Annotated in this window: 27 protein-coding genes; all 27 read right to left on the bottom strand. The window is 42.9% G+C overall.

Annotated features, from left to right (window positions below; genetic code table 11):
• Nucleotides 1-22: 22 nt before the first annotated feature.
• Nucleotides 23-328 (bottom strand): 50S ribosomal protein L24, encoded by a 306-nt coding sequence (gene rplX, locus O3622_RS03385; protein WP_000497691.1) that lies wholly within the window; start codon nucleotides 326-328, stop codon nucleotides 23-25.
• A gap of 78 nt (nucleotides 329-406) precedes the next feature.
• A complete protein-coding gene (rplN, locus tag O3622_RS03380) occupies nucleotides 407-775 on the bottom strand; it encodes a 50S ribosomal protein L14 (protein ID WP_000616545.1) in 369 nt (122 codons plus the stop codon).
• 25 nt (nucleotides 776-800) lie between these two features.
• Nucleotides 801-1,061, bottom strand: coding sequence for a 30S ribosomal protein S17 (rpsQ, locus tag O3622_RS03375; RefSeq protein WP_000440801.1), 261 nt, complete (start codon nucleotides 1,059-1,061; stop codon nucleotides 801-803).
• A 24-nt stretch (nucleotides 1,062-1,085) separates the two neighbouring features.
• Entirely contained in the window at nucleotides 1,086-1,292 is a 207-nt protein-coding gene (gene rpmC, locus O3622_RS03370) for a 50S ribosomal protein L29 (RefSeq protein WP_000772918.1), read from the bottom strand.
• A 9-nt stretch (nucleotides 1,293-1,301) separates the two neighbouring features.
• A complete protein-coding gene (gene rplP, locus O3622_RS03365; protein ID WP_000960946.1) occupies nucleotides 1,302-1,715 on the bottom strand; it encodes a 50S ribosomal protein L16 in 414 nt (137 codons plus the stop codon).
• 3 nt (nucleotides 1,716-1,718) lie between these two features.
• Nucleotides 1,719-2,372 carry a 30S ribosomal protein S3 gene (gene rpsC, locus O3622_RS03360; RefSeq protein ID WP_000529936.1) on the bottom strand — a complete coding sequence of 218 codons (654 nt, stop codon included), beginning with the start codon at nucleotides 2,370-2,372 and terminating at the stop codon, nucleotides 1,719-1,721.
• 12 nt (nucleotides 2,373-2,384) lie between these two features.
• Nucleotides 2,385-2,729: a 50S ribosomal protein L22 gene (rplV, locus tag O3622_RS03355; RefSeq protein WP_000818137.1), complete on the bottom strand. Its 345-nt coding sequence runs from the start codon at nucleotides 2,727-2,729 to the stop codon at nucleotides 2,385-2,387.
• An 11-nt stretch (nucleotides 2,730-2,740) separates the two neighbouring features.
• A complete protein-coding gene (gene rpsS / locus O3622_RS03350) occupies nucleotides 2,741-3,022 on the bottom strand; it encodes a 30S ribosomal protein S19 (RefSeq protein ID WP_000533766.1) in 282 nt (93 codons plus the stop codon).
• Between the two features lie 103 nt (nucleotides 3,023-3,125).
• Nucleotides 3,126-3,959: a 50S ribosomal protein L2 gene (gene rplB, locus O3622_RS03345; RefSeq protein WP_000512910.1), complete on the bottom strand. Its 834-nt coding sequence runs from the start codon at nucleotides 3,957-3,959 to the stop codon at nucleotides 3,126-3,128.
• Nucleotides 3,960-3,976: 17 nt separating this feature from the next.
• Nucleotides 3,977-4,273, bottom strand: coding sequence for a 50S ribosomal protein L23 (locus O3622_RS03340; protein WP_001055347.1), 297 nt, complete (start codon nucleotides 4,271-4,273; stop codon nucleotides 3,977-3,979).
• Nucleotides 4,273-4,896: a 50S ribosomal protein L4 gene (gene rplD / locus O3622_RS03335; protein ID WP_000024537.1), complete on the bottom strand. Its 624-nt coding sequence runs from the start codon at nucleotides 4,894-4,896 to the stop codon at nucleotides 4,273-4,275. The genes O3622_RS03340 and rplD overlap by 1 nt, the downstream gene beginning before the upstream one ends.
• A gap of 24 nt (nucleotides 4,897-4,920) precedes the next feature.
• Nucleotides 4,921-5,547 carry a 50S ribosomal protein L3 gene (gene rplC / locus O3622_RS03330; RefSeq protein ID WP_000160197.1) on the bottom strand — a complete coding sequence of 209 codons (627 nt, stop codon included), beginning with the start codon at nucleotides 5,545-5,547 and terminating at the stop codon, nucleotides 4,921-4,923.
• An 82-nt stretch (nucleotides 5,548-5,629) separates the two neighbouring features.
• Nucleotides 5,630-5,938, bottom strand: a complete 309-nt coding sequence (gene rpsJ / locus O3622_RS03325) for a 30S ribosomal protein S10 (RefSeq protein WP_001284513.1) — start codon at nucleotides 5,936-5,938, stop codon at nucleotides 5,630-5,632.
• A 243-nt stretch (nucleotides 5,939-6,181) separates the two neighbouring features.
• Nucleotides 6,182-6,832 (bottom strand): uridine kinase, encoded by a 651-nt coding sequence (locus O3622_RS03320; protein WP_268703186.1) that lies wholly within the window; start codon nucleotides 6,830-6,832, stop codon nucleotides 6,182-6,184.
• Nucleotides 6,829-7,425 (bottom strand): anaerobic ribonucleoside-triphosphate reductase activating protein, encoded by a 597-nt coding sequence (gene nrdG, locus O3622_RS03315; RefSeq protein WP_000220162.1) that lies wholly within the window; start codon nucleotides 7,423-7,425, stop codon nucleotides 6,829-6,831. Before nrdG ends, O3622_RS03320 begins: the two co-directional genes overlap by 4 nt.
• A gap of 4 nt (nucleotides 7,426-7,429) precedes the next feature.
• A complete protein-coding gene (locus tag O3622_RS03310; RefSeq protein ID WP_371607021.1) occupies nucleotides 7,430-7,930 on the bottom strand; it encodes a GNAT family N-acetyltransferase in 501 nt (166 codons plus the stop codon).
• A 43-nt stretch (nucleotides 7,931-7,973) separates the two neighbouring features.
• Nucleotides 7,974-8,114 (bottom strand): hypothetical protein, encoded by a 141-nt coding sequence (locus O3622_RS03305; RefSeq protein WP_000521625.1) that lies wholly within the window; start codon nucleotides 8,112-8,114, stop codon nucleotides 7,974-7,976.
• 11 nt (nucleotides 8,115-8,125) lie between these two features.
• Nucleotides 8,126-10,333 carry an anaerobic ribonucleoside-triphosphate reductase gene (gene nrdD, locus O3622_RS03300; RefSeq protein WP_371607019.1) on the bottom strand — a complete coding sequence of 736 codons (2,208 nt, stop codon included), beginning with the start codon at nucleotides 10,331-10,333 and terminating at the stop codon, nucleotides 8,126-8,128.
• A 128-nt stretch (nucleotides 10,334-10,461) separates the two neighbouring features.
• The gene (locus O3622_RS03295; RefSeq protein WP_049519222.1) at nucleotides 10,462-11,979 is read right to left on the bottom strand and encodes a hypothetical protein; all 1,518 of its coding nucleotides are present in this window, start codon (nucleotides 11,977-11,979) and stop codon (nucleotides 10,462-10,464) included.
• 35 nt (nucleotides 11,980-12,014) lie between these two features.
• Nucleotides 12,015-12,158, bottom strand: a complete 144-nt coding sequence (locus tag O3622_RS03290; RefSeq protein ID WP_000933184.1) for a hypothetical protein — start codon at nucleotides 12,156-12,158, stop codon at nucleotides 12,015-12,017.
• A 75-nt stretch (nucleotides 12,159-12,233) separates the two neighbouring features.
• Nucleotides 12,234-13,766, bottom strand: a complete 1,533-nt coding sequence (gene cls, locus O3622_RS03285; RefSeq protein ID WP_371607018.1) for a cardiolipin synthase — start codon at nucleotides 13,764-13,766, stop codon at nucleotides 12,234-12,236.
• 135 nt (nucleotides 13,767-13,901) lie between these two features.
• Nucleotides 13,902-14,846: a 3-oxoacyl-[acyl-carrier-protein] synthase III C-terminal domain-containing protein gene (locus tag O3622_RS03280; protein ID WP_000141197.1), complete on the bottom strand. Its 945-nt coding sequence runs from the start codon at nucleotides 14,844-14,846 to the stop codon at nucleotides 13,902-13,904.
• Nucleotides 14,847-14,860: 14 nt separating this feature from the next.
• On the bottom strand, nucleotides 14,861-16,123 hold the full coding sequence (locus O3622_RS03275) for a F390 synthetase-related protein (RefSeq protein WP_049519225.1): 1,263 nt from the start codon (nucleotides 16,121-16,123) through the stop codon (nucleotides 14,861-14,863).
• Entirely contained in the window at nucleotides 16,101-16,916 is an 816-nt protein-coding gene (locus O3622_RS03270; RefSeq protein ID WP_000034634.1) for an MBL fold metallo-hydrolase, read from the bottom strand. Before O3622_RS03270 ends, O3622_RS03275 begins: the two co-directional genes overlap by 23 nt.
• Nucleotides 16,891-17,871, bottom strand: a complete 981-nt coding sequence (locus O3622_RS03265) for an NAD-dependent epimerase/dehydratase family protein (RefSeq protein WP_371607017.1) — start codon at nucleotides 17,869-17,871, stop codon at nucleotides 16,891-16,893. Before O3622_RS03265 ends, O3622_RS03270 begins: the two co-directional genes overlap by 26 nt.
• 3 nt (nucleotides 17,872-17,874) lie before the next feature.
• Entirely contained in the window at nucleotides 17,875-19,143 is a 1,269-nt protein-coding gene (locus O3622_RS03260; RefSeq protein ID WP_371607016.1) for a glycosyltransferase, read from the bottom strand.
• 104 nt (nucleotides 19,144-19,247) lie between these two features.
• Nucleotides 19,248-19,551 (bottom strand): iron-containing alcohol dehydrogenase (locus tag O3622_RS03255; protein WP_371607015.1); only part of this gene is annotated, 304 nt, incomplete at its 5' end.

The raw sequence follows: 19,551 nt of genomic DNA, 5'->3' as shown, positions 1-19,551 counted from the left end.
ATACTTCTCCTTTCCTTCGTGATTAATCAAGCACTTCGCCTGATTTTTTGTTGTAGCGAACTTTTTTACCGTCTACAAATTTGTAACCAACACGACCAGCTACACCATTTTTGTCCAATACTTGAACGTTTGATACGTGGATAGCTGCTTCTTTCTCGATGATACCACCTTGAGGAAGCTCGTTAGTTGGACGTTGGTGTTTCTTAACGATGTTAACACCTTCAACGATAACTTTGTTTACTTTTGGAAGGGCAGTAAGGACAACAGCTTCTGTTCCCTTATCTTTACCAGCGATTACGCGAACTTTGTCGCCTTTTTTTACAAACATTAGGTTTCTCCTTGATTTTTCTTACGCCCATAAGGGCACCCTGGAAAGTAATCCAGGGGACTAGTTTGTTTTTAAAAATTAAAGTACTTCTGGAGCAAGTGACACGATCTTCATGAAGCCACCTTCACGCAATTCACGTGCAACTGGGCCAAAGATACGTGTTCCGCGAGGAGTTTTGTCTTCACGGATGATAACTGCTGCGTTTTCGTCAAATTTGATGTATGAACCATCAGCACGACGAGCACCTGATTTAGTACGAACGATAACAGCTTTTACAACGTCACCTTTTTTAACCGCACCACCAGGAGTAGCTTGTTTTACAGATGCCACGATAACATCACCGATGTTTGCAAATTTACGTCCTGAACCACCAAGAACTTTGATAGTCAAGATTTCGCGCGCACCGCTGTTGTCTGCGACTTTCAAACGAGTTTCTGTTTGAATCATTTCAGTTTTCTCCTTTCAGGTTTGATTAGATGATGACCGCTTCTTCAACAACTTCTACAAGACGGAAACGTTTTGTAGCTGAAAGCGGACGAGTTTCCATGATACGTACGATATCGCCTTCTTTGGCAACATTGTTTTCATCATGTGCTTTGTATTTCTTAGAGTAGTTAATACGTTTACCATAGACTGGGTGGTTACGTTTTGTTTCAACTACAACTGTGATTGTCTTGTCCATTTTGTCAGATACAACACGTCCAACAAGAACTTTACGATTATTGCGTTCCATTGAAATTTCTCCTTCCCTAGTCTATTATTTCGCTTCAGATTGAACTGTTTTGATACGAGCGATTTGTTTTTTAACTTCTTTCAAGCGAGCTGTTTGTTCCAATTGACCAGTAGCAGCTTGGAAACGAAGTTCAAACAATTCTTTTTTCAATTCGTTTTCGCGCTTCGCGAGTTCTTCTTGAGAAAGACCACGAAGTTCTTTAACAAATTCTTTTACTTCATTAAGTTTCATGCCTTCTCCTTATTCTGCTTCACGTTTTACGAATTTACATTTAACTGGCAATTTGTGGCTTGCAAGACGAAGCGCTTCGCGAGCGATTTCTTCAGATACACCAGCGATTTCAAACATCACTTTACCACGTTTAACTGGTGCTACCCAACCTTCAGGTGCCCCTTTACCAGATCCCATACGCACACCGATAGCTTTAGCAGTGTATGATTTGTGTGGGAAGATTTTAATCCAAACTTTACCACCACGTTTCATGTAACGAGTCATGGCGATACGAGCAGCTTCGATTTGGCGGTTAGTGATCCAGTGGCTAGTTGTAGCTTGAAGACCGTATTCACCGAATGCTACTTCTTTTCCACCTTTTGCTTCACCGCGCATTTTTCCACGGAATTCACGACGGTGTTTAACACGTTTAGGTACTAACATTGGTTATTTACCTCCTTTAGTGTTTTTACGAGCTGGAAGAACTTCACCACGGTAGATCCATACTTTAACACCAAGTTTACCGTATGTAGTATCTGCTTCTTCCCAAGCGTAATCGATATCTGCACGAAGTGTGTGAAGTGGAACAGTTCCTTCAGAGTATCCTTCAGCACGGGCGATATCTGCACCGTTCAAACGACCTGATACTTGAGTTTTGATTCCTTTAGCTCCAGCACGCATTGCACGTTGGATTGCTTGTTTTTGTGCACGACGGAAAGCAACACGTTGCTCCAATTGACGAGCAATTCCTTCACCTACAAGGTGAGCATCCAAATCAGGTTGTTTGATTTCGATGATGTTGATGTGTACTTGTTTTCCAGTCAATTTGTTAAGTTTTGCACGGAGTGCATCAACGTTAGCACCACCTTTACCGATAACCATACCTGGTTTAGCAGTGTGAAGTGAAACGTTAACTTTGTTTACTGCGCGTTCAATTTCGATAGTTGAAACTGCTGCGTCAGCAAGTTCTTTTTGAACGAATTTACGGATTGCAAGATCTTCATGAAGGTAATCCGCGTATTCTTTTTCAGCATACCATTTGGCATCCCAATCACGGATGATGCCGACACGCATACCAATTGGATGTACTTTTTGACCCACGATGTTACCTCCTTATTTTTCTGCAACAGCCACAGTGATGTGAGCTGTACGTTTGTTGATTGGTGAAGCTGAACCTTTCGCACGTGGACGGAAACGTTTCATAGTTGGTCCTTCGTTTGCGAATGCTTCAGATACTACCAAGTTAGCTTTGTCCAAACCAAAGTTGTTTTCAGCGTTAGCTACAGCTGAATTCAAAACTTTCAAGATGATTTCAGCAGCTTTGTTTGGTGTGAATGTCAAGATTGCAATAGCATCGGCTACGCTTTTACCACGGATGTTGTCAAGAACAAGACGTGATTTACGAGGTGAAACACGTACTGTACGAGCCATTGCTTTAGCTGAAGTAATTTCTGCCATTTATGTTCTCCTTATTTTCTACGTGTTTTCTTGTCGTCTGCAGCGTGACCCTTGTAAGTACGAGTTGGTGCAAATTCACCAAGTTTGTGACCTACCATGTCTTCTTGGATGTAAACAGGTACGTGTTTACGTCCGTCATAAACTGCAATAGTGTAACCAATGAAACTTGGGAAGATCGTTGAACGACGTGACCAAGTTTTGATAACTTTTTTCTTTTCGTCGTTAGCTTGAGCTTCAACTTTTTTCATCAAATGCTCATCGACGAAAGGTCCTTTTTTAAGACTGCGTCCCATTTTTATTTTTTCTCCTTTAAATGTTGTACCACAGCGGCTTGCGCTCACATGGAGCGCTACCGAGCTGGCGGATTTCCTAGTTGCTTAGGCGACTAGTTTACTATTATTTCTCGTTGCGACGACGAACGATAAGTTTGTCAGATTTCGCTTTCTTGTTACGAGTTTTAAGACCAAGAGCAGGTTTGCCCCATGGAGTAGATGGCGCTTTACGACCAACTGGTGCTTTACCTTCACCACCACCGTGTGGGTGATCGTTAGGGTTCATTACAGAACCACGAACTGTTGGGCGGATACCTTTCCAACGGCTACGTCCTGCTTTACCAAGGTTTACAAGTCCATGTTGTTCGTTTCCGACAACACCAACTGTTGCACGACAAGTTCCAAGAATCATACGAACTTCGCCAGATTGAAGACGAACAAGAACGTATTTACCTTCTTGACCCAATACTTGAGCAGAAGCACCAGCAGCACGTACCAATTCTCCACCACGACCTGGTTTCAACTCGATGTTGTGGATCAAAGTACCAACTGGGATGTTAGCAAGTGGAAGAGCGTTTCCGACTTTGATATCTGCTTCTGGACCTGAAACAATACGTTGACCTACTTCAAGACCTTTTGGAGCGATGATGTATGCTTTCACACCGTCAGTGTAGTGTACAAGAGCGATGTTTGCAGAACGGTTTGGATCGTACTCGATAGTTTTAACAACTGCTTCAACGTTGTCTTTGTTACGTTTGAAGTCAACCAAACGGTAGAAACGTTTGTGTCCACCACCTTGGTGACGAACTGTGATACGACCGTTGTTGTTACGACCAGCCTTGCTCTTCAATGCAACAAGCAATGATTTTTCAGGAGTGCTTGTTGTGATTTCAGCGAAATCCAAAGAAGTCATATTACGGCGACCGTTTGTTGTTGGTTTATAAACACGAATTCCCACGATATTTCCTCCTTAGATTATTCAGCTTCAGCAGCGAACAACTCGATTGCTTTTGAATCAGCTGTAAGTGTGATGATAGCTTTTTTAGTTTTGTTAGTAAAACCAGTGTAACGTCCAACACGTTTCGCTTTTGGTTTTACGTTGATTGTGTTAACGTTGGCAACTTTAACACCTTCGAAAGCAGCTTCAACAGCTTGCTTGATCAAAAGTTTGTGTGCACGAGTGTCAACTTCAAATACATATTTTCCTGCTTCAAGTTGAGCCATTGAGCTTTCAGTGATAACAGGTTTTTTGATAACATCATACAAATTCATTATGCAAGAACCTCCTCGATTTTAGAGATAGCTGCTTGTGTGACAAGAAGTTTGTCGCTATTTGCGATGTCAAGAACACTTGCAGTTGTAGCAGTTGCAACTTTCACATTTGGAAGGTTACGAGCTGAAAGAGCTGCGAATTCATTTCCTTCTTCAAGGATAACAAGAACTTTTGAATCGATGCTCAATGCTGCAAGAACTTTTGCAAATTCAGCAGTTTTTGGAGCTGTAAATGAAAGAGCGTCTACAGCTACGAATTTGTTTTCAGCAACTTTTTCAGAGTAAACTGATTTAAGAGCTAGGCGACGAACTTTTTGTGGAAGTTTGTAGCCGTATGAACGTGGAGTTGGTCCGAAGACAACACCACCACCACGCCATTGTGGTGAGCGGATAGAACCTTGACGAGCACGTCCAGTTCCTTTTTGACGCCATGGTTTGCGTCCACCACCTGATACTGCAGAGCGGTTTTTAACAGCGTGTGTTCCTTGACGAAGGCTTGCGCGTTGGCTGATGATCACATCAAACACAACTGATTCATTTGGTTCGATACCAAATACTGCATCGTTAAGAACAACTTGGCCAGCTTCTTTACCAGTTTGGTCAAATAATGTTACGTTTGCCATTGTGACTGATTTCCCCTTTCTTTATTATTTACCAGCTTTAACTGCTGATTTGATAGTGATAAGAGATTTCTTAGCACCTGGTACGTTACCTTTGATAAGGATAACGTTCTTTTCTGGAACAACTTGTACAACTTCAAGGTTTTGAATTGTTACGCGGTCGCCACCCATACGTCCTGCAAGGTTTTTACCTTTGAATACGCGGTTAGGTGCAACAGGTCCCATAGAACCTGGACGACGGTGGTAACGAGAACCGTGAGCCATTGGTCCACGTGATTGTCCGTGGCGTTTGATAACACCTTGGAAACCTTTACCTTTAGAAGTACCAGTTACGTCAACAACGTCTCCAGCTGCGAATGTTTCAACTGTGATTTCAGCACCAACTTCCAAGCCTTCAACGTTTTTGAATTCACGAATGAAGCGCTTAGGAGCCGTGTTAGCTTTCGCTACATGTCCTTTAGCAGGTTTGTTGCTCAATACTTCGCGTTTGTCATCGAAACCAACTTGGATAGCGTTGTATCCGTCTGTTTCAACAGTTTTAACTTGAAGAACAACGTTTGGAGTTGCTTCAATAACTGTTACAGGGATCAATTCGCCAGCTTCAGTGAAGATTTGAGTCATTCCCACTTTTTTCCCTAAGATTCCTTTTGTCATGAGAAAATAGTTCCTTTTCTATATTTTTTATTCAAAAAGTTTTTAACGAGCGTTTTTTATGCTCAAGGTATCAAGCTTTAGATTAAAGTTTGATTTCTACGTTTACACCACTTGGAAGATCCAATTTCATCAACGCATCAACTGTTTTTTGAGTTGGGTTAACGATATCGATCAAACGTTTGTGTGTACGCATTTCAAATTGTTCGCGAGAGTCTTTGTATTTGTGAGTCGCACGAATGATTGTGTAGAGGCTACGTTCAGTTGGAAGTGGGATTGGACCCGCAACTTGTGCACCTGTACGAGTAGCTGATTCTACGATTTTTGCAGCCGCTGTATCAAGCGTACGGTGTTCGTAAGCTTTCAAACGGATACGGATTTTTTTGTTTGCCATCTTTTTCTCCTTTTCGTCTATTTAAGATAATAGGCTAGCTCCACAAGAAAACCGACGCGCGTTGCGTGGCAATGCAACCGAGCGTGTCGCAACCTCTTGCATCAAAGCTAAGGCTGTAATTTACAGCACCATAATAGAATAACACAAAGCCCCTGCGATTGCAAGGGATTTGTGAGCTTTTTTTCGTTTTTTTAGGTTGAAACTGTTTTCTCTTTTCATTTTTCCAAGATTGAGGATTTATATCTATAAAAAACCGTCTTTTCTTCTATATATAATGTGTGTCATTTTGACCTTGAATGTATCTTCTGATTGATCTACTAAAATGTCCGCTTTAGACTCGGTTTCTCTATAGTATCGCAGATACTGCTCCCGTCTCATCTGATGGCTAGCTAATACAAAAGATGCATCGCGATTTCTCATAGTCGTATCTCGAGTTAAGCGCCTCTTTAATTCGGTCTCCTCATCCGTGTAGAAACAGATGGTTTTGTCAAAGAATTCCTTGGGAAGAAAACCCACGGACATCCCTTCAACAATAAGAATTGGCTTTCCTCCAGACAAGACCTCGCTAGCCTTCCAAGATTCATCAATCGTCAAGATGTCCATGCCTGCCTGCAAGGCGAGAATATCTCTCTGTAAACTTGCTAGTTCATGCGCCACTGGCAGACAAGCCGTCACCTTTTGATCTGGCGCTTGCTTTGGTACTACCAGGTGACGTTCTGAGGTGATATAAGGATCTGTTTCTAGTAAATTTACTGTAGTAGAATCTAGAGCTTGATGTAATTCCTGAGCGAAGGTTGACTTGCCCGAAGCCCCATGACCGTAGATCCCTAGCGTCCTAATTCTTCCCGTTTCGATCTCTGAAACCAGTTGTTCTATCAGGTCTTTTTTCTTCATTCTCTCTTCACCTGTTCATAGCTTTCTTTTCCGTCATTAAGCTTGTCCCAAATCACCACTTGCCCACTTTTGAGGGATTTTTGCACATCGATAATCCGTTGATTGGACGAACCTCTAAACTGGAGCATAAGATTGCGTTTGCTTTTATCATACCGTCCATCGACAAGGATGTCAATCAATGATAAGAGTTCCAGTTTATCTGGAGTCTCCAGCATCATTTCTTCCCAAGTGTAGCCCGTCCAGGACCAGATGTCTTTGTCTGGCAATTCCTTTCGAATGCGCTTAACGAGCGGCAAGAGGATACCTGTATTGAGAAATGGTTCTCCTCCTAGCAAGGTCAAACCTTGAACATAGGGTTGGGCAAGGTCTTCCATGATTTGTTCTTCTAATTTTGCCGTATAGGGAATGCCTGCGTTGAAAGACCAAGTCGCAACATTATAGCACCCCTCGCAGTGAAACATGCAACCTGATACATAGAGAGAGTTGCGCACACCTTCTCCATCGACAAAGTTAAAGGCCTTATAATCAATGATCCGCCCTTTGCTAAGTTCCTCACTTTTCCATTCACCTGGTTTTGGTGTATTCCATGTCATCCTTTTACTCCAAATCTATCCAGTAACGTTCTACGCCATTGCGAACATCCTCAAACACCCCGCCGTTTGCCACAATCACCGCCCTACTAGCAGGATTTTCCGTACTACAGGTCACAAGTGCTTTTTTGATGTTCTTCTCCTTGGCAACTTGCAGGCCTTGTCTGAGGGCTTCTTTGGCATAACCCTTACCTCTTTCAGAGGGGCGGATGGAGTAGCCAATATGGCCCCCATTTTCTAGTAAGTAGTCATTTAATCGGAGACGAAGGTTGAGAAAGCCAAGAGCCTGGCCTGCTACGTCAAAACTAACCAGCTGGATAGCAGGAACCCAGTTTTCAGGAATATTGAGTCCCGCTTCCGCTTGAAGATTTTCTTCTAGCCACTCTTCATAAACAAAATTGTTGGCGTTCCAAAACCCACCATCATGAGGGGACTGTGGTTGTTCAAACTCTGCCATCATCTCTAAAACTGTTTCTTTATCTGCTAATCTTGGTCTACGTAATTCCATCCTTACCTCCCGCTAAGAGAAAAGCGAGAGCGAACTCTCACTTTTATTTTTTCTTGTTTTTGTTTAAAAACTGTTCTCTGAGGTTGAGCAAGCGTTCTTTTTTACCTGTTCCACCTTTCGAGTGTTTCTCGTGATAACGGGTCACTTGTGCGCGTCCCTTATCGTCTAATTGGTATTTCCCCATTCCATTTCCTTCTAATTTGTTACTTCATGTCCTGCTGTTTTAATAGTTGAACCGTTCATGTGTTTGACACGCGCAGCGATTTCCTTGTGGCGTCCGTTAACCATCGGACGTGCTTGAGGATTTCCCAGATAACCACACGTACGTTTGACCACATCTACTGTTTTAGGGTCGCTATTGCCACAGTTGGGACAAGCAAATCCTCTCTCAGTTGGTTCAAAATCCCCTTCAAAGTCGCACTTGTAGCAACGATCAATCGGAGTATTGGTCCCTAGATAACCGACACGGTCATAGGCATAGTCCCAAACAGCTTCCAAGGCTTTAGGATTTTGTTGAAGAACTGGATACTCACAATAATGGATGAAACCACCTGACGCACCTGCTTCTGGATAAACTTTCTCAAAGTCTAATTTTTCAAACGGTGTTGGATTTTTCCGGACATCGTAGTGGAACGAGTTGGTGTAGTATTCCTTATCCGTGATGTCAGGAATAGAGCCGAACTTCTCTGTATCCAAACGACAAAAACGGTCCGTCAAACTTTCGGATGGTGTTGAGTAGATAGAGAAATGGTAATCATATTGATCTGACCACTCTTCCACACGTCGTTTCATATCACGAATGATGTCAAGCGTGAATTCCTTGGCTTCAGGATTGCTTTCCCAGCTATTACCAAAGAAGACCGTCGCCACTTCATACAAACCGATGTAGCCCAGCGAAACTGTCGCACGGCGATTCTTAAAGAGCTGATCAACACTTTCTTCTTTTCCGAGACGGCGACCGAAGGCTCCGTACTGATAGAGGATAGGGGCATTCGCTGGTGTTGCTTCCTTGGTCCGTTCAACACGGTAAACCAGAGCATCTTCTGCGATGTTCATACGTTCGTTGAAGATTTCCCAAAACTTATTCAGATCCCCTTCAGACTCGAGGGCGATACGAGGCAAATTGACCGTCACAACACCTAGATTCATCCGACCTGAATTGACCTCGACACCATTCTCATCTTTCCATCCTTGGAGGAAGGAGCGACAACCCATAGGAACCTTGAAAGAACCAGTCAGTTCGATAATCTTATCATAGGACAAAACATCTGGGTACATCCGCTTGGTTGCACACTCGAGGGCCAACTGTTTGATGTCGTAGTTAGGTGAACCTTCCTCTAAGTTAAGTCCTCTTTTAAGCGTAAAGATGAGTTTAGGGAAGATGGCTGTGCGGTGTTCTGAACCAAGCCCCTTGATACGAATGGTCAAGATAGCTTTTTGAATTTCCCGTTCAAAACGACTAGTTCCTAGACCAAAACCGAGCGAAGTAAAAGGTGTTTGTCCATTTGAAGTGAAGAGAGTGTTGATTTCATACTCAAGAGATTGCATGGCATCGTAGATGTCCTTTTGGGTTTTCTTCCAAGCGTAATCTTCACGTTTCTCGGGCAAGACCCACTCTTCCGCATCCTTGAGGTGCTTTTGGTAATTCTTCTCTGCATAAGGCGCCAAGACTTCATCAATACGGTCAGCTGAGCAGCCCCCGTACTGGCTAGAAGCAACGTTGGCGATGATTTGTGAAATTTGAGCTGTCGCAGTCTGGATAGACTTGGGACTCTCTACCTCTGCATTTCCAATCTTAAAACCATTTTCCAACATGCCTTTAAAATCAATCAAACAGCAGTTGGTCATCGGAGTGTAGGGGCTGTAGTCCAAGTCATGATAGTGGATATCCCCTTTTTGGTGAGCATTAGCTACGTGCTTAGGAAGCATTTGCAGCCCGATTGATTTCCCAACAATCCCTGCTGTCAAATCACGCTGAGTATTAAAGACATCACTGTCTTTATTGGCATTTTCATTGACAACTGCTTGATCTTTATTGAGCAGTTTATGGATACTAAAGTTGATATCTGTCGCTTTTGAGCGCTCAAAATCCCTTTGTGTCCGATAAGTGATATACTCCTCAGCCAGCGCATACTCTTTGGCTTCAAGGAGTTCATGCTCTACGACATTTTGAATTTCGTAAATCTTGACACCTTGAGGGAAGCGGCTGTGAATTTCCATCACGATTCTTTCAACTAGACCATTTAGGCGTTTTTCTACTAGAGGCGTAACGTCCATAACCTTTTCCGCCGCCTTGTGGAGAGCCTTGTCAATCTTGTCTACATCAAACACCACACGTCTACCATCTCGTTTTTCAACGAACAAGGTGGGAACGGTTGCAAGCTTTTCTTCTAATACAATCATATCCATGCTCTTTTCTAAATATTGTTGAATTGTTTATATTCAGTATTATACCACTCTAAAAATAAAAATCAATATCTTGTGTTAAAAATCATAAAATTTTTAAAATTCCACAAGATATTGATTTTTTGTTATTTTGATTTATAAAGTTTGAACTCGCTAGTATCTGTCTGAACAAGCTCATAGTTTTCACTGAGCCAGCTCTCTACATCTGACCACAAGGCAACTTTTTGATTGACCACAATCATCTTCGGTTGATTCTCTTTCAGGTCATTCATCAGTTTGGTTTTATTTTCATCGCTTGCAGTATAAAGTGTTGGAGTTGATAGAGAAGTCGGCGCCAAGCGTTCACTTGCACGGTAGAAGTCAGGACGATCATCCCAAGCATAGACACGATCCTCAGAACTCGTTTGTTGTTTGACCACGCTAGCAAGACGGTCTCTCTCCTGATAAGTCGCTGGGTGCGAAAGGTAGCGACTCACGATAGGAAGAACAATGAGGTAGGCAAGGGCAATCAGTGGTAGATAGAAATTTCCTTTAAGGAAAGAAGTTTGTTTCTCACGTCTTCTTCTACGACGACTCTCTCCATCCGAAACATCTTCCTTGATTCCGGTCAGAAGGAGCAAGACCAAGAAAGGAATTAGCACCACAAGACGAGTACCGTTGATAGGTTCTTTGGAGAGAATCAAGATTCCCAAAGAAACCAACAATCCCAAGCTAGCAGCAATCGATAAGGCATATTGCTTGGCTGGTTTTGACTGGAACAAGCCTGCAAAGAGCAAGCCAAGGGAACCTAATCCAATAGCAAGCAAGCCATAGAAGGCTGCATTTTCAAGCAAATGCGAATTTGAAAAGAGGCTAAGAGTATTTACCGGATACAAGGTCTGGCTAATGGCATCTCCAAAACTACCTGTCCACACTGTATAGTAGCCTAAAGGATAGAATAAGAGTGAAAATCCTAGGGCTGACGCAAAGAACTGATATAGGCCATGAACAAAGTGACCTTTGCCTAGATTAAAGCCGATAATCCCCAAGGCCAGTACAGCCGCAAACAAGGCTGTTGGGACTGGCGCAAAGAAGAAAGCGAGAGCAAGGCTCATACCCACTCGTACAAATCCTCTGTCATCCTTTGGAAAAGCTAGATAATTTGTAACGATATTCAATGAATAAAATAGGAAAGGCAGGGCTAGCAAGAGAGCATAACCGCCACCAAAAGCGAGGCCCGCTACAAGCAAGTATAAAATAAAGACAACTCGCTTCGCTTCCTTTTCTTGGCCGACAAGAGTATCTGCAGCCTTAAAAAGGAAAACACCTGCTCCAAACAAGGCCAACCACTCAACCAAAGCAATCAAAACACTGCCTTGAAAAAGGTAGGTTAGCACATAATAGAGCAATCCCTCCGTCCCAAAATAATCTGTATACATTTGACCATTTTGATGCAAGGCCCAACCGGTATAAAGATCCTGGGTTTGTTGCGGACTGATTAAACCAAAAATAAAAGGCAGGGCAACCGAAATGGCTGTGGCCACTAAACTCCAAAGCAAAATACTAAAAAAGGGAATGGGAGCTCCTTCTCGTTTTTCTGGCACTGACCAGTCTTGGTAATGAGATTCTTCTTGTTTCTCATCTATTTTCCCGTATACGTTCATTCAATTTCTCCTCTAAGTTTATCTGTTTTAGTATATCAAAATCTTACAGGAATGTCAGCTTGGGATTGATATTTGCTGAATTTCTTATCCAATAGCGCAAAGCGTTCGATTTCACGAAAACGGTGGAATCGACTGTTTCTATACTCTCTGATAAAATCATCATCTTCTAGATTAAGCATGGTTTTCTCCTTTACTTATCTATTCGTAAGAAGACAAAAATAAGATCCAGCCTTGGGCTAGATCTTGATGGATAGTTAGAGCATAGGTGCAAACAACTGGACAATTTCCTTGATTAGGCTTTGATACCAGCTGGTTTTGATAGTGTGAGGATAAATTTCTTGAGAAACTTTAAAAATCTCTTCGAAGTCCCTTTCAATATCGATGATGGACTGCGTTCTATAAAGTAAGACGGCATTTTCATAGTGGTGGAGCAAGCTACGATAGTCAAAATTGATGGTCCCCACAGTAGCTGCCTCTCCATCGACAAGCATTTGCTTGCTATGAAGGAATCCCGGACTGTACTCATAAATACGAACCCCCGCAGATAACAAGTCTGGATAGGCTCCTCGAGTAACTAACTGAATAACCTTCTTATCTGGGATACACGGTGTCACAATTCGCACATCTACCCCTCTCAGAGCTGCATTTTTGATACTTTCAGTTAGATCGTAGTCAGCAATCAGATAGGGAGTCGTGATATAGACGTAATCTGTAGCTTGATTGATAAGATTTTGGTAAACCGTTTTTCCAACTTGAGCTCTGTAGATGGGTTTTGGCCCACTACTATAGGGAATACAGAGCCCCATCCCATCTTTGGGCTGATTTTCGAGATGGTATTGGTCAAAATCACTAATCTCTCCACGGTTGATATACCAGGCAGATAAAAAGAGTCTGGTAAAAGCTTTAACTGCCGGTCCATCCAGACGAATACCGCTATCCTTCCAATAACCAAAGCGTTCGATATGGTTGATATACTCATCAGCCAGATTGATACCACCTGTATAGGCAATCTGCCCATCGATAACCATGATTTTACGGTGATCACGGTTGTTATAAGCAACAGTCAAGCGTGGAATCACCTTGTTAAATTTATGGGCTTCAATCCCTCGGCTACGAAGCTGGATGGTATAATCCCCAGGCAAGGTTGCCATACATCCAATATCGTCGTAGAGGAGCTTAACTTCTACTCCTTGAGCAGCCTTTTCTTCCAAAATCTCTAAAATACTGTTCCACATCAAGCCTTCTTCGATGATATAGTACTCAAGAAAGATAAATTTCTCCGCTTTCCTGAGATCCTCTAGCATCTGATGCCACATGCTTTCACCAGATGCAAAAAATCGTGTATCCGTTCGATCATAGACATCGGCATTCGTGTCCATGCTGAGGAGAGATTTGATAACGCCATAAGCCGACTTGTCTTGCTCTTTTAACTCCAAACGGAGAGCTCTGCTATTGTCCTCTCGATCAACCATTGATTGGAGCTGCTTTAGCTGCTTCATTTCTTTTTTAGATAAACGACGCTCTCCAAACATGATATAGAGTAAGGGACCAAACACTGGCACAAAGGCTACTAATAGCCATGTTACCTTACTCTCAGGATTCATAGATCGATTAACAATCGATACAATAGTCGCTAAGCTCACTAAAATGACTAGGATAATCCAGACAATTGGAGCCATTTGCCCAAGATAGAGAAATAAACCAAAGACGATAAACAACTCTGCCAACATGATGGTAATACTAAAACCATATTTTGACATGAGTAGCTGCATTTTTCTAGCTGTCATACATCCCCTTCCTTTTCTAACATTCTCCTTAACTGCTTGATAAATTAATGTTTCTACTAGTATACCTCAGTTCAGGGGTAGATGGCAACCTTTTACCTTTGCTCAAGTTCCAGTCGTTCCGTGTTTAGATGATTATTACAATTTCAAAGCCAACATATTGACCGTCATACCAGCTGCAGTCCCCATAAGGTAGACGACATCTCCCTCCTTGATAAGTCCATGCTCCAAAGAATAAGCCAAGCCAAACGGTACAGAGACTGACACCATATTTCCATAGTCAGTGACGAGATTGAGGTACTGATCCTCAGCCACACCTAGTTTTTCCATGACCAAAGGAAGAGCACGACTTGCTTGGTGAGGAATGATATAGTCCACGTCTGCCAAGGCTAGCTGTGTTTTTTCTTGAAACTCTTCAAACATGACTGGGATTTTACGAGCAGACAAGAGGAGGATTTTCTTCCCCTTCATGTCAAACATATAGTTGGTCTTCGTCGCTTCAGAGTACTCTTTTGGTTGAAAAGAAGTCAGACCTCCACGAATCTCCGTATCGTGAGCCCCTTCTGACCAAGTACGTTGGAGACTAGCAATGACCCCTTTTTCCTGATGACTTTTTTGGAAAATAAAGGCTGCTGCCCCATCACTAAAGAGTTCAAAACTTTCTTTCTGCTTGGGATTGAGCCCTAAACTACCAACCTCACTAGACACAATCAAGACACGATTGTATTCGCCCGCCTCGATCAAGTGGGACATAGTCGATAGAGCAGAAATAAAGCTGGTACAGGTCGTATTGATATCCATAGCTGGAATAGAGAGTCCTTTTGCCACGCGCTCATGAATCAAGGCAGCAGTACAAGGAATAGGCTGAACTCCAACTGCACTAGCTGATACAAGGCAATCGATATCTTTAATATCTAAATTTGCATGTTCAAGCGCACGCTGAATCGCTACCTCTGCCAAGTCGAGTTGCGTTTCTTCATTTTCAACTACACGATAACGGGTCTGGTCTTTGAATTGGACGGTATGCTTGGGAAGGCAAACACCATAACCTGCGATTTCTACATGTCTTTTTACTTCTGTCATTGTCTTTTATCCTTTCATAAACGTTGGATTCGTTTGAGTTTACGGCTAGTATCCCAGTGATAATCTGAAAATTGGATTTGAGGAACTATGAACTCTTTTTGCTGGGCCAAGAGTTGGAACTGTGCTAAAATTGCTGTCTCTACGTCCTCATCTCGTCGGCTTAAACAAACTTCCACTAATTTCTCGGAATGTTGCTTAACTTGGTAATCTCCTACATTCTCCACAAAGAGGATGCAACGCCTGATAAAGTCTGGATAGATGGTTACCTGTCCCCCATTCTGCCCTTCAAAGTAGAAGATATCATCAGAGCGTCCTTCGACCTTGTCAATCCGTGTATAGTAGGAGCCACAGGGACAAGGCTCCGGATTTTCAACCAAGATATCATTGAGCTGGTAGCGATAAACAGGCTGACTACTTCGCTTAAAGTCCGTAATCACTGGATAAAAACGGCGGTCATCTAGATACTGCTTTTCCACAAAGATAATGTCTTCGTTGAGATGTAGATTTCCAGCTGAGCAAGTGCAGGCTAGGAAACCTTCTGTCGCCTGATAAACTTGGTCAATGATGGATAGTGAAAAGGCTTCTGCGATCCGTCCCCTATCACTATCTTCCAAGATTTCCGCCACCGAAACGATTTTTTGTGGGTGAATAGCTAACTCTCCATCCTTGAGACGCTTGCTCAATTCAATCAACATCGAGGCTGGCGCCACAATAATCGTTGGTTGATAGTTGTTGAGTCGCTCGATATGCTCATCTGTATGTTTGAAAATATCAAAATACTCTAGACGAATGAGCGCCGTATTGATGGTCTGATAGAGTTCATTATCAGCTCTCAGGAAAAAGGCGATGCGGTGTCCAAAAAGCTGACCCTTGGGCAACATCTTTGCCAAGATAGCTGCAGCCCACATACTTCGCTCTTTCTCTGTTGTGATAAAGAGCCCCCGATGTCCAGACGTCCCTGAAGACAGACCGACGGCTACTTCGCCTTTAAGTTCAGTGAAGTCACGGGTCTTCTCACTTTCAATAGCCAAGCTCAAGGCTTCATCACGATCCACTCCTTGGGTGTTGAGCTCATTGAAATGTTCCATCATAAATGCCTTGTCCATATGATCAAAGTTGCTAGGAACTCCATTTTTAAAGTAGGGCGACTCTCGCTTTAAAAAGTCCATATAGTTAGTTAATTGCTTTTTCTGATAGTTTTCTACAGCTTCTCGAGATTTGAAATGATGAAGCCAACGAGTTTGGATAAAGGTTTTAAGAAAGGTTATTTTTTTCATGTAGGATTGACTCTATCCTTTCTACAGGATCATGGCTAACAACTACCTCAATACCGGCCTTTAAGACTTCCTCCAGAAACTCTGTCCCCCTGATATAGTCGGCCCTATTATCCTGGACCAAGGAAGGAATCAGGTGCATCTGCTTGGTGTAAGGTAAGAGGTCAATTCCCCAACAGAGGTCCGCTGCAATGAGGAGATTAAGGTCTGGAAAATATAGACAGGCTTGCCCCCTAGCATGCCCGTCAACAGAGGCTACTAGGATACTGCCATCTCCGAAAAGATCACAAATCGGACGATAGGGAAAAGTTGAAACTTGCTGGTCAGCTCTGATAATGGTTAGATTTTTCTCAAAAGAAGCTGGTAAAAACTCCTTGAAAATCAGGTCTTTCAACTTGGGTTTTTGGTAGACTTCATATACTTCTTTTGTCAAGATAAAGGTTGCACGAGGAAAGAAACTAGCTCCTCCCAGATGATCTGGATGTAGGTGTGATAGAAGAACATAGTTAATTTCTTCTGGTTTGATTCCCTTCGCTTCCAGCAAACGTGAAATCTGGTCCTTCTCCGTCATTTGAACGGGCGTTCCTAGCCGATAGAAACCATAGCGAAGCCGGGTCTTAATATCGTAATGATAGCCTGTGTCATAGAGGAGATAGCCCTTGTCCCTGTGTTTGATAAGAAAAACACCTGCTGGAAAGGTCATCTTTTGATTCTTAACTCCCTTAAATAGCAAACCTGTGTAGCTGGTACAATAGCCTGCTGGGAAATAATCAATGCTTTCGATAATCTTGGACATATTGTTCAATCCCTTCCGAAATACTGATCTGAGGGCGATAACCCAAGTCTCGCTCCGCCTTGCTGATGTCCAGCGTCTGACTATAACGGAGCAGATAATAGGTATAGCGTGTCAGTGGCGGTTCACCTTTGAGTTTTAATACCTTATACAGAAACTCTAAACTACTGGCAATAACTGAAAGAAGAGGAGCTGGCACTTTTCTGTATGTTATTGGATAGCCCAACCCTCTCAAGGTTTCTTCTATCAAATCCTTAAAGGCTCTTGGTTCCCCATTGGTAATATTATAAACTTCGCCACTAGCTTGAGGGGTCTCTAGTGCCAAGCGAATTGCCAGAGCGACATTTTCCACACAGGTCATATCCATGAGCTGACGACCATCCCCTATCAAGGGAATGCCAATCTTCTGACTGAGTTTGAGAACTCGGGGCAAAATACTGGTATCCCCAATCCCAAAAAGCCCACGAGGTCGTAAGATAATACTCGGAACATCGGGATAGTCCTTAAACAGCTTCTCCGAAGCCAGCTTACTACGAATGTAGTTGTTCAGATTATTTTCCTGAGGCGCAGCACTTTCTTTGATAGCTAACTGATCTCGAGGCGCAGCATAGATGCTAGGCGAGGACACATAAACCAAACGCAGAATACCAGCCTCTCGGCAAGCATCCAGAACATACTTGGTCCCTAAGACATTTGTCTGGTAGAAATCCTCCCAAGGCCCCCAAACGGTAGAAAGAGCACCCGCATGCACAACCATGTCCATCCCCTGACAAACCCGAGCCAAGTCCTCTTGCTTGGTCAAATCTCCCTGAAAAAATGCCACAGAGGAGTTTTCTAAAGACTGACCCACATTGCGATTGCGTCCAAAAGCGCGTACCTGATAGCCCTGCTGACTAAGCTCTTCAACAACATACTTGCCTAGAAAGCCCGTAGCACCTGTCACCAATACTTTCTTCATTTTTTACTTCTCCTTGTCCCCTAAGAGCCGATGTATTTCGCTCTTCAGAATCTCTGTTGGCTGATAGATTTGAGCTGCACGACTAAGTCTGTTCAAGTCTGGCCAGTCATCTCTAGCCAACAACTCATCAAAGGCACGTCCAATCGCTTCCGTATCCTCTCGTTTAGCAGTCAAGGCAATCCCTGCCTCTAATCCACGAACTGCATAGTCATACTGATCATAGTCATGGGGGAGAATCAAGGCAGGCTTGCCGTAAATAATACATTGGTAAAAAATACCCGCACCGCCATGATGAATGACATAGTCCATCTGGGGAATGTATTCCTTATAGGGAAGATAGGATACCACAGAAACATTGTCCATGACCTCCTCACATTGGAAACCTTGTCCGCCGAACCCCAGAGTTACAAAGAAGTGGCAATCTGGATGTGCTTCTGCCAATTGTTGTGTCTGATAGAGGAGATTGTCTTTAGCCCATGCTAGCTGAGTGCCACAGGAGACAAGGACCTTCTTATAACCTGCATAAGGAGACAAATCGAGTGGATAATTTTCTGCCCTCTCAATCGAAGAGCCAAAAGGTCCCACCCAAAGGTAGTGCTCTGGAAAACCGCTTTTCAGCTCCAACTCTTTCATCCCAATTCCCAAGATGGAATAGGGTGAATAGATGGTTTCCTGACCTTTCTGATTGTAGAGCCTAAAATCGTAACGTTTCAATCGTTCTCTCAATAAAAAGCTTACGATTCGTTTCCCTAAACGAGTCCCTTTTCTTCCTAGCCATTGCAGACCAGATTGGAAAGATGTTTTTGGACTGCCCATTCCTCCAAAGAAACAAGGCGGTCCATCTGTCGTTTCAATGGCAAACTGTGTCGCCATCGTGGTAATCCAGGGAATATTCAACTGTTCCGCAACAAGTCCTCCAGAGAGGGTTATAAAGTCCGCAATCACAATATCCGGTCTATTTTCCTGCCACTCTTGCACTAATTGATCTGAAACCACATTGATCAAATCAAGACTAGCTGACAACTGTCGATAAGCAGAAAACAGGTTTAATTGACCTTCATTGTTGGCTACACGCTCAAACTCATCTACAGAATTTTCTAAAATGGGAATCACCCGGAATCCCATCTCCTCTGCTACAGTTTTTCGTTGCGGTCCTGTAAATAATCGAATCTCATACAAGGGATCCTTCAACAAGGGGGCAAGTAAATTCAGTGTTGGGAAGAGATGCCCACTCAAGGGAACTACAACCACATCAATTTTGATTTTTCTCATATGTCTAGGATAGCAAATTTTTAAAAAAAGAACTACCAAAATGATAGTTCTTTCCAATATTATTTATATTTTGAGGAACAAGTCCCGTCTACTCTACTTGATTTTTAGAAGAGTTCTTTGTAGAGAGCAATGGTTTCTTCTAAAGTTGGCATAAATGGATTGCCTGGCGCACATGCATCAATCAAAGCATTCTTAGAAAGGTAGTCAAAGTCAAAGTCTTTTTCTTGGATACCGAGTTCAGTGAGTTTCTTCGGAATACCAACAGTTTCAGAAAGTTTCTCAATCTCAGCGATAGCATAGTCAGCGCATTCTTGGTCTGTTTTCCCCTCCACATGGAGTCCCAAAGCCTTGGCTACATTGCGGAATGCTTCTGGTACACGCTTGGCATTTTCACGTTCTACAACTGGG

It is taken from the genome of Streptococcus sp. 27098_8_51 (genome assembly GCF_041432205.1).
Taxonomy (GTDB): Bacteria; Bacillota; Bacilli; order Lactobacillales; family Streptococcaceae; genus Streptococcus.
Note: the sequence above shows the minus strand (reverse complement) of the source record. Positions and strands in the feature narration are given on the sequence as shown.

Excerpts from the sequence above, each read along its gene's own strand:
- rplX (WP_000497691.1), bottom strand. The coding sequence starts at position 328 with ATGTTTGTAAAAAAAGGCGACAAAGTTCGCGTAATCGCTGGTAAAGAT.
- rplN (WP_000616545.1), bottom strand. The coding sequence starts at position 775 with ATGATTCAAACAGAAACTCGTTTGAAAGTCGCAGACAACAGCGGTGCG.
- rpsQ (WP_000440801.1), bottom strand. The coding sequence starts at position 1,061 with ATGGAACGCAATAATCGTAAAGTTCTTGTTGGACGTGTTGTATCTGAC.
- rpmC (WP_000772918.1), bottom strand. The coding sequence starts at position 1,292 with ATGAAACTTAATGAAGTAAAAGAATTTGTTAAAGAACTTCGTGGTCTT.
- rplP (WP_000960946.1), bottom strand. The coding sequence starts at position 1,715 with ATGTTAGTACCTAAACGTGTTAAACACCGTCGTGAATTCCGTGGAAAA.
- rplV (WP_000818137.1), bottom strand. The coding sequence starts at position 2,729 with ATGGCAGAAATTACTTCAGCTAAAGCAATGGCTCGTACAGTACGTGTT.
- rpsS (WP_000533766.1), bottom strand. The coding sequence starts at position 3,022 with ATGGGACGCAGTCTTAAAAAAGGACCTTTCGTCGATGAGCATTTGATG.
- O3622_RS03340 (WP_001055347.1), bottom strand. The coding sequence starts at position 4,273 with ATGAATTTGTATGATGTTATCAAAAAACCTGTTATCACTGAAAGCTCA.
- rplD (WP_000024537.1), bottom strand. The coding sequence starts at position 4,896 with ATGGCAAACGTAACATTATTTGACCAAACTGGTAAAGAAGCTGGCCAA.
- rplC (WP_000160197.1), bottom strand. The coding sequence starts at position 5,547 with ATGACAAAAGGAATCTTAGGGAAAAAAGTGGGAATGACTCAAATCTTC.
- rpsJ (WP_001284513.1), bottom strand. The coding sequence starts at position 5,938 with ATGGCAAACAAAAAAATCCGTATCCGTTTGAAAGCTTACGAACACCGT.
- O3622_RS03320 (WP_268703186.1), bottom strand. The coding sequence starts at position 6,832 with ATGAAGAAAAAAGACCTGATAGAACAACTGGTTTCAGAGATCGAAACG.
- nrdG (WP_000220162.1), bottom strand. The coding sequence starts at position 7,425 with ATGACATGGAATACACCAAAACCAGGTGAATGGAAAAGTGAGGAACTT.
- O3622_RS03310 (WP_371607021.1), bottom strand. The coding sequence starts at position 7,930 with ATGGAATTACGTAGACCAAGATTAGCAGATAAAGAAACAGTTTTAGAG.
- O3622_RS03305 (WP_000521625.1), bottom strand. The coding sequence starts at position 8,114 with ATGGGGAAATACCAATTAGACGATAAGGGACGCGCACAAGTGACCCGT.
- nrdD (WP_371607019.1), bottom strand. The coding sequence starts at position 10,333 with ATGATTGTATTAGAAGAAAAGCTTGCAACCGTTCCCACCTTGTTCGTT.
- O3622_RS03295 (WP_049519222.1), bottom strand. The coding sequence starts at position 11,979 with ATGAACGTATACGGGAAAATAGATGAGAAACAAGAAGAATCTCATTAC.
- O3622_RS03290 (WP_000933184.1), bottom strand. The coding sequence starts at position 12,158 with ATGCTTAATCTAGAAGATGATGATTTTATCAGAGAGTATAGAAACAGT.
- cls (WP_371607018.1), bottom strand. The coding sequence starts at position 13,766 with ATGACAGCTAGAAAAATGCAGCTACTCATGTCAAAATATGGTTTTAGT.
- O3622_RS03280 (WP_000141197.1), bottom strand. The coding sequence starts at position 14,846 with ATGACAGAAGTAAAAAGACATGTAGAAATCGCAGGTTATGGTGTTTGC.
- O3622_RS03275 (WP_049519225.1), bottom strand. The coding sequence starts at position 16,123 with ATGAAAAAAATAACCTTTCTTAAAACCTTTATCCAAACTCGTTGGCTT.
- O3622_RS03270 (WP_000034634.1), bottom strand. The coding sequence starts at position 16,916 with ATGTCCAAGATTATCGAAAGCATTGATTATTTCCCAGCAGGCTATTGT.
- O3622_RS03265 (WP_371607017.1), bottom strand. The coding sequence starts at position 17,871 with ATGAAGAAAGTATTGGTGACAGGTGCTACGGGCTTTCTAGGCAAGTAT.
- O3622_RS03260 (WP_371607016.1), bottom strand. The coding sequence starts at position 19,143 with ATGAGAAAAATCAAAATTGATGTGGTTGTAGTTCCCTTGAGTGGGCAT.